This window comes from Desulfosarcina widdelii (assembly GCF_009688965.1).
Lineage (GTDB): Bacteria > Desulfobacterota > Desulfobacteria > Desulfobacterales > Desulfosarcinaceae > Desulfosarcina > Desulfosarcina widdelii.
The window spans coordinates 5,070,344-5,086,704 of sequence record NZ_AP021875.1 but is presented as its reverse complement, the minus strand read 5'-3'; the positions used below and the strand labels follow the sequence as shown (position 1 = coordinate 5,086,704).

At 57.1% G+C, this 16,361-nt stretch carries 10 protein-coding genes; 4 read left to right on the top strand and 6 right to left on the bottom strand.

Annotated elements, in window-relative coordinates:
* Positions 1-515 precede the first annotated feature (515 nt).
* On the top strand, positions 516-1,856 hold the full coding sequence (locus tag GN111_RS23325) for an L-lactate MFS transporter (RefSeq protein WP_155306063.1): 1,341 nt from the start codon (positions 516-518) through the stop codon (positions 1,854-1,856).
* 113 nt (positions 1,857-1,969) lie between these two features.
* Here the strand turns inward: GN111_RS23325 and rsgA are convergent, their stop codons facing one another.
* A complete protein-coding gene (rsgA, locus tag GN111_RS23320) occupies positions 1,970-3,064 on the bottom strand; it encodes a ribosome small subunit-dependent GTPase A (protein WP_155306062.1) in 1,095 nt (364 codons plus the stop codon).
* 656 nt (positions 3,065-3,720) lie between these two features.
* On the opposite strand from rsgA, the gene GN111_RS23315 reads away from it, so the two are divergent.
* Together GN111_RS23315 and GN111_RS23310 are read left to right on the top strand one after the other, a co-directional pair.
* Entirely contained in the window at positions 3,721-4,590 is an 870-nt protein-coding gene (locus GN111_RS23315) for an RNA polymerase sigma factor (RefSeq protein ID WP_155306061.1), read from the top strand.
* A gap of 167 nt (positions 4,591-4,757) precedes the next feature.
* Positions 4,758-5,249 (top strand): DUF3795 domain-containing protein, encoded by a 492-nt coding sequence (locus GN111_RS23310; RefSeq protein WP_155306060.1) that lies wholly within the window; start codon positions 4,758-4,760, stop codon positions 5,247-5,249.
* A 373-nt stretch (positions 5,250-5,622) separates the two neighbouring features.
* On the opposite strand, the gene GN111_RS23305 is transcribed toward GN111_RS23310, so the two are convergent.
* The 5 genes from GN111_RS23305 to GN111_RS23285 form a co-directional block, all read right to left on the bottom strand.
* Positions 5,623-6,795, bottom strand: a complete 1,173-nt coding sequence (locus tag GN111_RS23305; RefSeq protein ID WP_155306059.1) for an ABC transporter substrate-binding protein — start codon at positions 6,793-6,795, stop codon at positions 5,623-5,625.
* A 108-nt stretch (positions 6,796-6,903) separates the two neighbouring features.
* Positions 6,904-9,009 carry an ATP-binding cassette domain-containing protein gene (locus GN111_RS33975; RefSeq protein ID WP_155306058.1) on the bottom strand — a complete coding sequence of 702 codons (2,106 nt, stop codon included), beginning with the start codon at positions 9,007-9,009 and terminating at the stop codon, positions 6,904-6,906.
* 1 nt (position 9,010) lies between these two features.
* Positions 9,011-9,775 carry an ABC transporter ATP-binding protein gene (locus GN111_RS23295; protein ID WP_155306057.1) on the bottom strand — a complete coding sequence of 255 codons (765 nt, stop codon included), beginning with the start codon at positions 9,773-9,775 and terminating at the stop codon, positions 9,011-9,013.
* A gap of 138 nt (positions 9,776-9,913) precedes the next feature.
* A complete protein-coding gene (locus tag GN111_RS23290; protein WP_197740406.1) occupies positions 9,914-10,906 on the bottom strand; it encodes a branched-chain amino acid ABC transporter permease in 993 nt (330 codons plus the stop codon).
* Between the two features lie 211 nt (positions 10,907-11,117).
* Positions 11,118-11,984 (bottom strand): branched-chain amino acid ABC transporter permease, encoded by an 867-nt coding sequence (locus GN111_RS23285; RefSeq protein WP_155306056.1) that lies wholly within the window; start codon positions 11,982-11,984, stop codon positions 11,118-11,120.
* 294 nt (positions 11,985-12,278) lie between these two features.
* Here GN111_RS23285 and GN111_RS23280 point away from each other — a divergent pair, with 294 nt between their 5' ends.
* Complete coding sequence (locus tag GN111_RS23280) at positions 12,279-16,238, top strand: PAS domain S-box protein (RefSeq protein ID WP_155306055.1); 3,960 nt, start codon at positions 12,279-12,281, stop codon at positions 16,236-16,238.
* Positions 16,239-16,361: the final 123 nt, after the last annotated feature.

Below are 16,361 nucleotides of genomic sequence, written 5' to 3'. Positions count from 1 at the left end.
GGTAGTGACGTCTTAAAAAGCTTTTCCAGCACCCATGGCCGTACAACAGAAAAACTGCCCCCGAACAGAGACCCCATCCTCGGAAATCGCTTGATCGCGCCATGCAAACAACTACAACTTTATTTGTTGGATCAACCGGAGTTGTGATCTACCTGGATTAAATTCGATATCAATCAGTTATAAAAAAAATCGAGCCTTTTTCACAACATTGTTTGTGATTTTCGGGCCGCATTTCTTATCCCCTGACTTTGGAAAATCGCTATAAAAGCCCCTTCGACCTAATTTCCTGCTGTCTCCAATCAAACCGATAACAATTTGAATAAACACCTCATTTATCGGAATTCCCCAACTGAAAATCCGCTTTAAGCCCCCCTTGTGGGAGTATTTTATCTATTGTGGCACGCTTATTGATGATCCCATTTACTGAATTCCATTTATTTTAATATTCTCAACCAGCAAAATGAAAGATTTAGTTCGATGAATACTATTCATTTTGCAAAAAAAAGGGAGGAAGAATGTCGGTACAGCCAGCAGCAAAAGTTCCCCTGAAGGGATGGATCACGACGTTTGCCGGAACCACCATCAACCTGTGCCTGGGCATCCTGTATGCATGGAGCATATGGAAAAAGGCATTGGTCGACGTAGACCGGGCCGGTGAAGTCATGACCGGCGCCAATGCGGGCTGGACCTATCTCACCAACGCCCAGGCAGCCACCCCCTTTGCCATCTGCGTCATCCTTTTTGCCGTGCTCATGATCCCCGGCGGGCGGATCCAGGATCGATTCGGCCCCAAGGTCGGGGCGACCGCCGGCGGTCTCTTTCTGGCCCTGGGCTGCGTTGTCGCCGCCTTGATGAAAAGCCAACTGGGGCTGATTATCGGCTTCGGCATCCTTGGCGGCACCGGTATGGGATTGGGGTACGCGGCGCCCACACCGGCGGCCCTGAAGTGGTTCGGCCCCCATAAACGTGGATTGATCGCCGGTGCAGTGGTCGCCGGATACGGCGGCGCCGCTATCTACATCGGCGGGCTGGGCCAGTACTTCATCGACCATTACGGCATCAGCGGAAGCTTTTTCGCATTGGGCCTGATTTTCGCCGTTGTCACCATTTTGTGCGGCCAGCTCCTCTTCACCCCCCCCAAAGATTATGTGCCGCCCATGCCGGCCAACGCCAATTCAGCCGCCAATCAGGACAGCACCAAACACGACTGGACTCCCAAGGAAATTTTCAAATCCTGGCAGTTTTACGCCCTGGTCCTCATGTTTACCATTTCCACCCAATCCGGACTGTTGATTATCGCCAACGCCGCCGGGCTGTTGAAAAAAGCGGCCGCCGATGTGCCTTTTTTCGCGGCCAATGCCTGGATCCTCGTCTCCTTCGGCGGGTTGATCAATGCCTCGGGACGGGTGGGAACCGGCTTTTATTCCGATAAGATCGGCCGAGTAAACGCCTACTGCCTGAATTGCGCCATTTCCGCGGGCTGCATGTTCATCCTGCCCTATGTGATCGCTGAACAGAATATCGTTCTACTGTTCATGGTGGTCGGGGTCGCCTACTGGCAGTACGGCGGCGGGCTTTCCCTGATGCCCTCCTTCACCGCCGATTTTTACGGATCCAAGTACCTCGGATTCAATTACGGCCTGGTATTTCTGGGCTGGGGCCTGGGATTCTTCATGACCAGTCTGGGCGGCACCATCGAGGATCTGACCGGCAGCCTGCGCTGGGCCTTTTACATGTCGGCCGGTCTGCTGATGCTGGGCGTGGTCATCGCCTATCTGACCAACCGGCCCAAGCATGCCGAGGAAAAGGCTCCCGTCGTGGCCAAAGCCATGGTCACCGAAAAGGCGGTCGACTAATACCGGGAGAATCGGTCCAGAAATATCTCTGTTCGTAAATGGGATACAAAGACCGGATCGCCATACACAATCCTTGAAAAAGCCGGGACGCGGGTCCCGGCTTTTTTGTGGGTTCATTTTTTCATGTTCTTTTTCATGGATTTTATTTTCAGCGCCACATCCTTCCAGCGCTCCTTTTCCATCCGGTCGGCACTCTTGTGCTGCCTTTCGGCCAGGTAGGTCAATTCGCGATTCATCTTGTGGTAGCTGTCCAGCCGCTCTTGAGCAATCTCTCCGTTGGCGACCGCCTGCAGGACCCGGCATCCGGGTTCGTGGGCATGGTTGCAGTCGGAGAATCGGCAGCCGGCGGCAAGACGTTCGATTTCCGGGAACGCGCTTTCGACCCCCTTGTCAGCATCCCAGAAAGAAATCTCCCGGATGCCGGGGTTGTCGATGATCATGCCGCCCTGTGGCATCACGATCAGGTCCCGGCTGGTGGTCGTATGTGTCCCCTTCCCTACCTTTTCGCTTGTCGCATTGGTGGCCTGGACGGACTTTCCGTAGAGCCGGTTCAACAGCGTGGATTTCCCGGCCCCAGATGAGCCGATCATGGTGATCGTCCGGCCGGGTGCAATGGTTTCTTCCAGTCGGACCAGACCGGTGGCGTCCCTGGCGGAAACCAGATGGACCGGCACCCCGAAAGCGATCGTTTCCACTTCCTGGACGAATGCTTCCGGGTCCGGCTGCAGGTCGGCCTTAGTAAGAATGATGGCCGGCGTCAGGTCGCAGTTATAGACCAGGGTCAGGTAGCGTTCGATGCGGCGCAGGTTGTAGTCCCGATCCAGACCGCAAACGATAAAAACGGTGTCGAGGTTGGCGGCAATCACCTGTTGCCGCGTCGGCACCGCTTCCAATTTCCCATGTCCGCCCGCGGCCCCGCGGGTCAACCTATTTTTCCGCTCCAGCACTTCATGAATGACCGTATCGGTCACCAGCACCCAGTCTCCAACAACTGGGTAGCGACGGTTGGCCTGCTGGAGTTTTCCTGCTGCCGTGGCAAGCCATTCTGTTTGTCCATCGCTGATAGCAAAACTGTTTTTTCGGACCCCGACAACCCGCGCCGTCGCCACCCGATCCGAATGCCTGTTTTCCAATTGATCCTGAAAGAAGGAAGTCCATCCCAAAGCTGAAAGATTTTGGTAGATATTTTTTTCTCGTTTCTGTGTCATCACTGGTTAATACTCCGTATACCGATTCAGTTTTTTTGTGTGCCTCGGCGCATGACGCCCTTACGGGACGTCCGGAGCCGATGGTAAAAATCATTGACAGTTCAGTGTGTGACGGCTTCGTAAAAAGCCAAAATCGGCATATTGGCATCATTCTGCTCAAGTCGGGGTAAGGGCGAAAAATTTTTCGCCCCTAAAGGCCGCCACTGGAATGGCATGTCGGGTGACTTTTTACGAGCCTGTCAAGGTATGATGGGTTGCAGACAGGGAAAACAACAGTAACGGTGGGGTTCAGGCAGAAATCTGCCGTGGAACAGACCAAAAGAAAACGATCTGATTCAGTACGAACGATATTTTCAATCAGCCGCCGTTAGCGTCGTTTACTCGTCGGCAACGATGGCACAATATCCGCTGGTTGGTTACGCAAAAAAAACTCCTTGCAAGATGACGATCTGGATGGCTGCGAGTACTAAAAACAATCGGCTGTAGTCAAGAAGTTTATAGAAATGCCCAAAAAAGAAGTCCGCATGACCGACAAAAATCAAAATTTTTGTCACAAACGGCAAAATCATCGGTCATTATTATCAGAACGCTAAAAATCGCTGTAATGGTGTACAACAGGCATCGTCCAGACTACACTACTCTCCAGGAAGGCAGGGATGAAAACGGACAAACAGACGGATGACTTGGTGAAATCTGCCGTCCAGGGCTCCCGGGATGCCCTGGAGGAACTCGTCCGCCGAATCCAGCAGCCGGTTTATTCGCTCTCCCTGCGAATGCTGCTCAACCGGCAGGACGCCGAGGACGCGGCCCAGGAGATCATCATCCGGGTAATCACCAATCTGCGGACCTACCGCTTCGAAGGCTCCTTTCGTGCCTGGGTGCTGCGCATCGCGGTCAACAAACTCCTGACGGTCCGCAAAACGTTTGCGGAAAAGAAAATGGCTTCCATCGAGGACCTGGACGGCATTCTGGACCGCCATGAAGCCCGGGGCTGGCTTGCCAGGCCGCTGGAAGCACCGGAACCCTACCTTGAGGCAGAGACCCGGGCAATCTGCATCCATGCAATCCTCAGCGCCCTGAATCGCTCCCACCGCCTGGCGTTCATCCTGGGCGTGGTGATCGGCGTCGACAGCCAGGAAGGGTCTCAGATACTGGATATCTCACCGGCCGCCTATCGCCAGCGACTGTCCCGGGCCCGAACGCGTATCCAGGGATTTCTGATCAACAACTGCGGGATAATCGGCGATGCCAACCGCTGTCGCTGCGGCTACATCCTGCCCGTCTATGTAAAATCGGGATGGATCCACCCGGACAAGCCCATGTTCAACGAAACCCCAGGCACAAAGGAAGAACCGGTCCGCCTCGGGGATTACCTCCGGGAAATGGATGAACTCGGCCAATTGACCACCCTGTATCGATCCGTCGCAGCATCATCGCCCGACTTTGTCTCCATGGTAAAAAAGGTATACGATGATCGCCGCTACCGGATTCTTGCAGATCTTCAAATCGGAGCCGGCCATTATTAGCGAGCCTTTGACATTGAAAACATCGCCGCTTCGAAATCGAAATCCGAATCGGTATTGAACAATCCATCACCGAGTTGTTTCTCGATTTCGATATCGATTTCGATTTTGTGGGTCTGCCATTCATATGTTTCCCCAAACGAATTGTATGGCACCGAAAGGAGAAAACGATGAACGTCAACCCCGATTACCTATCCCCTTGCGGCCTATACTGTGGCGTCTGCGCCATCCACATCGCCCATCGGGACGACAATAGGAAGTTGAAGCAAAGGCTGTTGAATCTGTACAAAGGCGGTGTGGCCGGAAAAGGCGCCCTGCCCAACAGCGAAAATCTTTCCACCGAAGACATCCGATGCGACGGCTGTCTTTCCGGCTGCCTGTTCATGCACTGCCAGCAGTGCGACATCCGCAACTGTACACAAGAGAAGGGAATCTCCGGCTGCCACCATTGCGACGACTTTCCCTGTGCGCACATCGAGAATTTTCCCATGACCGTGGGCAAGAAGGTTATCTTACGCTCGGTTCCCTACCGGCGCGAACACGGCACCGGGAAGTGGGTCGAAGACGAAGAGGCCCGCTATCACTGCCCCGACTGCGGCAATACGGTGTTCCGAGGGGCGATGCGATGCAACCGATGTAAGGCGGAATTGGATTTGGATTAGGGGTGCTCAGGGAGAGACGCGATAAGGAAGGGCGGTCCCCAAGGACCGCCCCAACGAATTCAATCATTGTTTTCCTGACGTTCTTCCAGAAATCGGCAAATTTGTTCGAGATCAAGGCGCACGACCCGTTTTAGCTTGGGTTAGCCCAGAGGCATATAGTTGATATTTCGAGCAGCTAATTTTTCGCGCAACGCCGATATCGAGCAAATTGGCCATTTCTGGTGAACGCTACCAGAACGGATCTCAACAAGTGGATCAGGGTTCATGGCAAGGCTTGCAAAGGCGATAAAGCGGAGCATACATGTAGTATGTGAGCATTTGTCTCCTTTGCGTAACGCCGCCATGGGCACTTAGACGCTTGTTGAAATTTGTTCTACTGGGCCATGACAAACTTTCCGTCCTTCACCTGCACGATCACCATCGAATCCACATCCAGGCCGTTGTGGTCCTCGGGCGTAAGGTTGTAAACGCCGGAGACCCCGACGTACCCCTTGGTCGTCTCGATGGCTGCCCGCAGGGCGTCCGCGTCTGTCCCGGCTTTTTTCATGGCGTTGGCCACGATCATGATCGCGTCCCAGGCATAGCCGGAGTGGGTGTTGATGGGAAACTGCTTATCGAAATGGTATTTGTCGGTGTAGAGCCTGACGAACTCCTGGATGACCGGCTTCTGGGGATCGCTGTCGGGCAGGGCATCGACAACCATCAGCTTGGTGGCCGGCATGCGGTCGCCCTCAGAGGCCTTGCCGGCCAGCTCGATGTACTTGGGATCGGGCAGGCCGTGGCACTGAAACAGGGGCAGGTCGATGCCAAGCTGCGCCTTGTTCTTGGAGACGATGGAACCGGCCGGACCGATGGTCCACACCACCAGGGCCGAAGGATTGGCGTTCTTGGCGTTGGTCAGTTGGGCGGTCATGTCCGTGTCCCTGGGGCCGAAAGCTTCCTGGGCTACAATGGTCAGCCCATATTCAGGTGCCAGCTTGGTCAGCCAGCGGCTGCCGTCCTTCCCGAACCCGTCGGATGCGGTCAGCAGAGCGATCTTGTTGAGGCCCTTTTCCTTGAGATACATGTACAGGCGCTTGACCGCCACCGACGAACGCTGGGGAGACTTGAACACCCAGTCGAAGGGACCCAGTTTTTCACCGCCCATGATCACCGGATCGCCGCCCACGGTCATGAAAGCCGGGATCTTGCCGCCATGGATGATCTTCTTCACCGCCATGCCGGTGCCGGTGCGCGTGGGGCCGATGATGGCCGCCACCTTGTCCTTGTATATGAACTTCTTGGCAATGTTGACCGCCTTGGCAGGGTCGCCCTCGGTGTCGCCGATAACCAGTTCGATCTCTTTCCCATTGACCCCGCCCTCTTTGTTGATCTTGTCCACCACCATGTCGGCCACCAGCTTGGTGGGTGTACCGATGAAGGCCGCCGGGCCGGACAGGTCAAAAAAGGCGCCGATCTTGATGGTATCCTCGGCAAAAACATTTCCTCCGGACAACGTCAAAGCCAACAATGCAGCCGATACTAAAAGCTTTTGAACCTTATTCATCTCATCCTCTCCTTCCTTCGATCCGGTTAGTTACGTTCAGGAGAGACTATACAAAAATAAGGATTTTAACAAGGATATTTCTATCAATAGTAACAACATAAGCCGGCATCAGACGATTTCGTCTGTAATTCTACTGTCAAACACCCGCTGACTCTTGCGCTCCGTGCGCGGCAGCGCCCCATAGTCCACCAATTCCGCCTGGATGGACACAAGCAGTTGCTTTTTGACCTGGTAGCCGATCTCGTGAACCAGCTCGGCGGTGCGGCCGGCGTCCACGCCCTCGCCCCGTTCGATCTTCAGCTTCATGAAATCCTTGCCGGAATCCTCGTCGCGGGTCAGGTGGATCTGGTATTCGGAGCCCAGGCCGGGAATGGCCGACAGGATGGTGTCGATGGTGGAAGGGTAGATGTTGACTCCCCTGAATTTGATCGTGTCGTCGCTGCGCCCCTTGATGCGCGAGTGGCGGGGCAGAAGCGATCCGCAGGTACAGGGGCCGGGAATCATACGGGTGATGTCCCGTGTTCTATAGCGGATCAGCGGGGCCGCCTCCTTGCACAACGTGGTCACCACCATCTCGCCCCATTCGCCATTTGGCACCGGCTGCAGGGTCACCGGATCGATGATCTCCAGAATGTAGTAATCGCCCCAGTAGTGGATGCAGTCGTGGTCCGGGCATTCGATGCCGGTACCTGGGCCGTACAATTCGGTCAGACCGGTGATGTCGAACAGCTCGGCCCCGCCAAACAATTCGGAAATCTTGCGGCGCATGGAGCGCGAACTGCGCTCGGAGCCGTAGATGATTTTATTGATGCTGATCTTGTCGGCGATGCCCCGGCGTTGGATCTCTTCGGCCATCAACAGGGCCATGGAGGCCGTGCTGCAAAATACCGTGGAGCGGACATCCTGCATGAACTGCAGGTGCATGTCCACATTGCCTGGCCCCACGGGAACGGCCATGGCGCCGATCTTCTCGCAGCCGAGCTGGAAGCCCATGCCGGCCGTCCAGATCCCGTATCCCACGGCAATCTGCACCCGGTCCAGGGGCGTCACGCCGGCCATCTCATAGCAGCGGGCGAAGAAGTGAATCCAGTCGTCCAGGTCTTTCTGGGTGTAGCCGATGATCTTGCGCTTGCCGGTAGTTCCCGAACTGGCGTGAATGCGCACGATCTGCTCGAAGGGCACCGACCGCAGGGGAAAGGGATAGAATTCGCGCAGGTCGTCGGCGGTGGTGAAGGGCAGTCGGGTGATATCCTCCAGACGCTGAATGGATTCCGGCGAAACGTCAGCCGCCTCCAGACGCTCCCGGTAAAAAGCGGAGCCTTCGAAGGCGTGGCGGACCGTCCACTGCAGCCCCTTGAGCTGGTGTTCGGCCAGGGCCTGTTCATCGGTAAAGGCAGGCATAAAACTTTTTTGATGCATGTCGGGTTTCTCCAAACGGATGTTGGTCAGGCCGGCGGCACCCAGCCGGCTGGCCTCGGGTTTTTCATGGCTGGCAGCGCCTAAAAAGGCGGCGCGCAACCGGGGATCCACCAGCAGATCGTCGCTGTTGCCCTGCTGGACGATACGTCCGCCGGCCATCAGGAAGGCCTTGTGGGAAGCCGAAAGCGCGCGGGCGGCATTCTGCTCCACCAGCAGGATGGTGACTCCGGATCGGGCCAACTGGTGAATAATGGTAAAAATCTCATCGGTGATCAAAGGGGCCAGACCCAGACTGGGTTCGTCCAGCAGCAGCAGCCGCGGTTTGGCCATCAGGGCGCGTCCCATTGCCAGCATCTGCTGCTCGCCGCCGGACAGGGTTCCCGCCGGCTGTTCCCGGCGTTCTGCCAGTCGGCCGAAACGCTCATACACCGCTTCCATGCGTCGGACAACTTCCCGGCGGCCGGCTTTCAGGGCCACCGCGCCCAGCTCCAGGTTTTCGGCCACACTCAGATCGGGAAAGACTTCGCGTCCTTCAGGCGTCAGGGCCAGCCCGCTGCGCACCATTTTGGCCGGCGAGGAGCCGGTGACTTTTTGGCCATCTAATAGTACCCGGCCATTCGAGGCGCGCATCAGGCCCATAATGCATTTGAGCAAAGTGGTCTTGCCGGCGCCGTTGGCACCCACCAAGGCCACCGTCTGACCCGCATCGACGGTCAAATCCACCCCGAACAGGGCCTGGGCCGCACCGTAGTGGGCCGTTAAATTCTCGATGGCCAGCAAGTGAGGTGCACTCATCTTACGCCGTCGCCTCCATGCGCCCCAGGTAGGCATCCAGCACCAACGGGTTGCTGCGCACCGCCTCGGGGCTTCCGCCGGCGATGCAGCGGCCGCTGTCCAGCACCACGACCTGGTCGGCCACATCCATCACCAGTTCCATGTCGTGTTCCACCAACAGCATTGTGTGACCTGCGCCGCGCTTCTGGCGGATGTGGCGGGCGATACGTGCCGTCTCATCGGCGTTCAATCCGGCCACCGGTTCATCCAGCAGCACCAGCCTGGGATCACCGACGAAGGCGCGCGCCATCTCCACCCGCTTCTTCTCACCGTAGGAAAGGGCCCCTGCCGGCCAGTTGGCCTTTTCGGCCAGGCCGAAATCATCCAGCGCCTCCAACGCCTTCAGCCGCAGTTGCCGCTCCTGGGTGCGCAGGGCCGGCAGCCGCAGCATGGAACGGAAAAAAGAACGCTCGGCCGCTACCGTAAGACCGGTCAGGACATTGTCCAGCACGGAAAGACGGGCGAACAGCTTCAGGTTCTGAAAGGTGCGGGCCACCCCCAAATCGGCGATGCCGTGGGCCGGCAGCCGCTCGATGGGGCGGGTTTCCAACAGGATCTGGCCGCTTGCGGTCGTGTCCACGCCGCTGATGCAGTTGATCAGGGTCGACTTGCCGGCACCGTTGGGGCCGATCAGTGCCGTGATCCGCCCCCGCGGAACGCCGAAGGAGACATCCTGCAGGGCCGGCAGGCCGCCGAACCATTTGCTTACATTTTTCAGTAAAAGCATTGTATTTGCAAAACCATTGGCGCTTCCAGCGGATTCGTAGGAAGCCCGAGATCAAGGCTTGCGAGCCCCGAGGAACAAGGCGTATATGAAAATACTCCGCAGTGACGAGGGGCGGATATCGGGCTTCTTACGAATCCGTCAAGCATGATTGCGCCTCAATGCAATCTTGGTCCGCACCGCATCCACAATGCCGGTCACCAGTCCCTGGGGCAGAAACAGCAGGATGACCACCAGAATCAGGCCGTGAATGACGTCTTTGAATGCTTCCAAAGCCTCAATCCATTCGGGCAGCAGGGTAATCAGGGCCGTACCGAATAAAGTGCCCCAGATGGAGCCCATGCCACCCACCACCACCATGATCACAAAGTCCACGGAGACAAAGATGTTGAAAGAATCCGGGCTGACGAAAGCATAGCAGTGTGCGAACAGGCTGCCAGCGACAGAAGCCAATACCGCCGAAAGAACGAACACTTTCACCTTGGCCCTACGAATGTCCACCCCCAGTGCCGATGCCGCGGTCTCATCTTCGGCCAGGGCCGCCAGACCCCGCCCCACACCGCTGCGCACCAGGTTGAGACACAGCAGCAGGGCCAGCACGGCAAAACTCCACACCAGATAGTGAAAATAGATTTCGTTGTCGAAAATCACCGACCCGATGGACAGGTAGGGAATGCCGGAAAAACCGCTGGGGCCGCCGGTGACGGTGTCCCACTGAACCAGGATGGTGTATATAACGATATTGAAGCCCAGCGTGGCCATGGCCAGGTAATGGCCGCTGAGTTTGAGCGCCGGCAGGCCCACGGCCAGGGCGACGATTGCGGCAATCAAGGCCACGGCCGCCATCACCGGCCAAGCCGGCCCGCCCAGGGTGGTGGTGCCGATGGCCGTCCCGTAGGCGCCGATGGCAAAAAAGGCGGCATGCCCCAGGCTGATCTGTCCTGCATACCCGATGAACAAATTCAGGCCCAGCACCACCATGGTATAAATGGCGATCAGGTTGGACAGCCCCAGGTTGTAAGGATTGCTTTCGATCAGCGGCCAGACCAGCAGGACTGCGGACAGGGCGGTCACCGTCAGCCCGGTTCGGTGAAGGTAGATGAAATAGAAGATGTTGTCTTTAGTTGTCAGCATGGCTGTTCAACAGAGCGCCGATCAATTCCAGTCTGGTCTATTCTGGCTTCTAATTTTTTCTTTCAGGTGATCAACCAGAGTAGGTAGCTTATGGTTCAGGACAAGGCCGCAGCGAGGTTGAAACCGCAGGCGTAGCAGCGCTACGTTGAGGATTTCGACCGAGTGAGAACGCCGGCCCGGGCCATAAGATGCCTGCTCTGGCTGATCACCGTCATTTTCCCAACAATCCCTTCGGCCTGACAAACAAAACAAGCAACAACACCACAAACGCCGCCACATCCTTATACGCACTGCTCCAGTATCCCGCCGACAGCGATTCCAGCAGGCCCAGCATCACGCCTCCGATCACGGCGCCGGGAAACGAGCCGAAGCCCCCTAAAATGGCGGCGGCAAAACCCTTGAGCCCCAGCAGGACGCCCACGTCGTAGCTCAAGGTGGTGATGGGAGTCACCAGCACGCCGGCCAGACCGCCCAATCCGCCGGCCAAGGCGAAGCTGGCCGCCTTGACGCGGCCCACAGAAAGCCCCACCACCGACGCCGCGGTCGGGTTGGAGGCCACGGCGCGCATGGCCAGCCCCAACCGGGTGCCGTGAAAGAAAAACACCAGCAGGCCGATGGCGACAGCGGTAATCACCAGGATGGCCACCGCCTGGGGCAAAATCGCGGCTCCGGCAATGCGCAGGGGTTCATCACCCGCCAGCGACGGAACGGCCATGCGGTTTTTGCCCCAGATCAGCTTCATGCCGCCGCGCAAAATGATGGAAATGCCAATGGTCAAAAAAATCAGCACCAGATGATTCTGGGAGCGCGACGGCCGGACCCCGAGCCGCTCCACGACGATGCCCACCACCGTGACGGCCGCCACAGCGCACGGCAGGGCTGCCACCATGGGCAGACCGCTCCAGAACAAGCCGCTGAACAGGAACATGCCGCCCAGGGAAACGAAATCCACCTGGGCGAAGTTAACGATCCCGATGGTGTTGTGCACCACGCAGAAACCCAGGGCGATCAGGGCGTAAATCGCGCCGCTGGTAATCCCCGCAAACGTGAACTGCAACAGGTCCTGGAAACCGTACAATGTTCCTCCGAATAGAAACAAAATTGATTTTAAAGAGGCTCAGACTATGCCAGCCGCAAGCTCAGGTCAAGACCATAAATCCAAAGACGCTCTAAAGATTCTGTCCGCCAACCCGGTTTGCAGTGCAGCAAGTGCTTCTTTTTTTACTTGTGTTTTAGTGCGTTTCGCCGAAACAATACCATTGAGACAGGTTGATATTTATTGCGAATATTGAATCGGCATTCACGACAGAGGAAGCCTGTGCCTACGAATGAAAACAAACCGACCGTCAGGCGTGCATGGACGAGTCGTACCATGATCGGTGCTCTCGTCGGTATTCTTCTGGGAGGTTTTCTTTTCACCTGGTGGACGATCCGGCAATCGGACCGCTTAATGCGCGGAGACCTGCTTTACCAGGCCCAACTCGTGGCTCAAGCAGTGGATGTCCGACGAATCCTGTCGCTTTCAGGCTCCGATGCCGATCTGACCGCCGCCGACTATCTCCAGCTCAAGGAACAGCTGGCCTTTACCGGGAAAACCATCACAGACTGCAAATTCATTTACTTGCTGGGGCGCCGGGAAAATGGCGCCGTCTTCTTCTTTGTGGACAGCGAACCACCCGGCTCTAAAGACGAATCCCCGGCCGGACAACTTTATGAAGAGATATCCGACGAAGACTTGAAGGTTTTTAAAGAGAAGAGGGCCCTGGCCACAGGTCCTGCCAGCGACCGATGGGGGACGTGGATCAGCGCACTGGTGCCTTTGATCGACCCCGACTCTGGCGATATGGTTGCGGTCCTGGGGATGGATTTTGCTGCCCGCGACTGGCAGCGGAAGCTGGCGCAAACTGCGCTGCCGCCGGCCCTCCTCACCCTGGTAACGATAGCACTGTGGGTCGTCGGCGCCTGCTTGATCAACCGCCGCTCCTTTTCCGCAGGCCTGGCCTTCCACCGACAGCCATACCAGGAAATGCTGCTGGTGATCGTTCTCGCCGGATTTTTCCTGAGCCTGGCAGCATCCTGGACCATCCGGACAGTTACCCTGCACACCCGTCAACATGCCTTTCGGCAACTGGCCCAGGAGAAAACCGCTGCCATCACGATGATCCTGCACACCCTTCATCATATCGAACTGGAAGCATTGGCGCGTTTTTTCGAAGCCAGCGAGCACGTGAATCCCGGAGAGTTCGACAATTATACCGATTATCTGGTGAACAATCCTGTGATCCAGGCCTGGTCCTGGGCTCAATGGGTGCCGGCTTTGGACCGGCAGCCCATGGAGAAAAAAATCCGGGCCGAGGAGCTTCCGAAATTTACGATCTGGCAGTGGGACGAGAAAAGAAAACGTATCCCCGTTCCGGAGCGTACCGGCAGCTACTGCCCCATCGTCCTTACAGCTCCCGCGGAAGAAAAGCGAAACACCCTGGGATTCGATCTGTCTTCCGATCCGTTGCGAAGAAGGGCTCTGGAAACGGCCGCACGCAGCGGTCTGACCACCTGTACCGTTCCCATCGGCAATCCGATGAAGCCGGACCACCCGGCCGTCGTTCAAGTCTTTCGTCCTGTCTTTGCCCACGGCGATGCCTCGCGCCTGCGTGGGTTCGCGCTGGCCGATCTTCAACCGGCCGCTCTTCTGAAAAGCGCAAACCCAACCCAGACAATGTTCCTGGAACTGGCGATCGGCTTTTCGCAGACGACCATCCAACCCATCGCCGTGTCCGGGGAACACGACAGCCTTGCGGATATCCGGTTCACCGTAAAATACCCCATCTTCGTTTTCGGCAAGGCCTTTTTGGTCACCGCCCGGGCAGCCACCGGCTTTTTCGACCTCTATCCTGTCTACCCGGCCTGGCCGGTTGCCATAGCCGGTTTGGTGCTCACCTTTCTGCTGGCAGGCTGGTTCGGCGTTGTCCATAATAAAAGGGAGCAGCTCGAACTGCTGATCGACGAACGGACCCGCGACTTGGTCGACACCAAAAATCGTATGGAACTGGCCCTGCACGGCGCCGATCTGGGCACCTGGGACTGGCATATTCCATCGGACAAGATGATCGTCAACGAAAGTTGGGCAAATATGATGGGATACCGGTTGGACGAAATCGCACCGCTTCTCGAAAACTGGAAAGCGTTGATTCCACCCGAGGACCGACCTGCGGCACTTCAGGCAATGGACCTGCACCTGAAAGGCCGGACAGATTTTTACGAAATCGAACACCGGTTGCGGCATGAGGCGGGACACGATATCTGGGTGCTCGCCAAGGGCCGCGTGATCGAGCGGAGTCCGGACGGCAAACCGCTGCGTGTCTGCGGAACATGTCTGAACACCACCACGCACCGCAAGGTCAAGGAAGCGCTGCAGGCCAGCGAAGCACGCCTGCGAACGCTCATCGACACTCTGCCTGACCTGGTCTGGCTTAAAGATCCCCAGGGTGTTTTTCTGTTCTGCAACAAGCGACTCGAACGATTATTTGGAGTCGAGGAGGCCGACATTGTCGGCAAAACCGACTACGATTTCCTGGACCGGGAACTGGCTGATTTCTTCAGGGAAAAAGACCAAACTGCCATGGCGGCGGGCGAAGCCTGCGTGAATGAGGAAGAGCATACCTTTGCCGACGATGGCCACCGCGAACTCGTGGAAACCATAAAAACTCCGATGGTTGACGACCAGGGCAACATTATCGGCGTGCTGGGTATTGCCCGGGACATCACCAACCGCAAGCGGTTCGAAGAGAGGATACGCCTGTCCGAGGAGAAATTCTCCAAGATTTTTACCATGGCGCCGGATGTCATCGCCATCACACGCTTGAAAGATGGAAAAATCATCGATGTCAATATCGGCTTCGAAGAGACCACCGGCTGGAAAAGAGATGAGGTGATCGGGCGGACATCGACCGACATCCATTTCTGGGCCGATCCCTCGGCCCGGGCGGACATGGTGGCAGAACTGGTGGCCGGCCGGGATGTCCTGGATCGTGAAATGGAATTTCTCCGCAAAGACGGCACCAGGCGGACGGGCATTTATTCCGCACGCATGATCCGCATATCCGATGAATTGACGTTGATTTTCGTCCTTCAGGATACTACCCGAAGCAGACGTCTGGAAGCAGAGCGCCGCAAACTGGAAGCCCAGTTGCAGCAATCGCAGAAGCTGGAGGCCATCGGCGTTCTGGCCGGTGGGGTGGCCCATGATTTCAACAACATGCTGGGGGCCATCATTGGCTATGCCGAACTGGCCATGCAAACGCTGGATTCTTCCGATCCCGTGCGCAAACATTTCCATAAGATCCTCGACGCCGGCCAGCGTTCGGCCAATCTCACCCGCCAGCTTCTGGCCTTCGCCCGCAAACAGACCGTCGAACCGGTGGTACTCGATCTCAACGAAGCTATCGAAGGCATCCTCAAGATGCTGCGCCGGATCATCGGTGAAAACATCGAACTGGCCTGGATGCCCGCCACCGGGCAATGCACTGTACGCATGGATCCCTCCCAACTGGATCAGATCCTGGCCAACCTGTGCGTCAACGCCCGGGATGCCATCGAAGAGGTCGGCAAGGTCACCATAAAAACCGGCACCGCCATGTTTGACGAGGACTCCTGCATGGCCTTTGCCGACTGCCTGCCGGGAGAATATGTGCGGCTTTCCGTCAGCGACGACGGCTGCGGCATGGACCGGGAAACCCAGGACCATATTTTCGAACCCTTTTTCACCACCAAGGGAATCGGCCAGGGCACGGGCTTGGGCATGGCCACGGTCTACGGTATCGTCAAGCAGAACGAGGGCTTCATCCAGCTAACCAGCGAGCCCGGCATCGGCACGACCTTCGATATTTACCTGCCCCGGCAGTCCGCCAAGGCTGAAATCGCAGGCAGCGACGCCACCGGTGAGACAATACCACGCAGCCGGGGCGAAACGGTCCTCATGGTGGAAGACGACATGACCATGCGGGAAATGGGGCTGATGATGCTCCAGCGTCTGGGATACAACGTCCTTCCAGCGGCAACTCCGGGCGAAGCCATCCGGATGGTCGAGAAAGATGGCAGCGACATTCATCTGTTCGTCACCGACGTGGTCATGCCCGAAATGAACGGCCGCGAACTGGCCGACCTGCTGCTGGAGGTCCGGCCGGGAATGAAGCACCTGTTCATGTCCGGCTACACCGCCGACGTCATCGCCCACCGCGGCGTGCTGGATGAAGGGGTCAACTTCATCCAGAAGCCGTTTTCGCTGAAGGATCTGGCCTTCAAAATCCGGGAAGTGCTGGATGGATCGGAATAAGCGGCCATGGCAGGGAAGCGCCTCCCGGGCAGTCCGCTCAAACGTACCCGCTTTGATTCTTTCAGCATCAGCATGGAAGACAAAATCGCTATAATATTAAACCGAATCAGGTGCCACATGGAA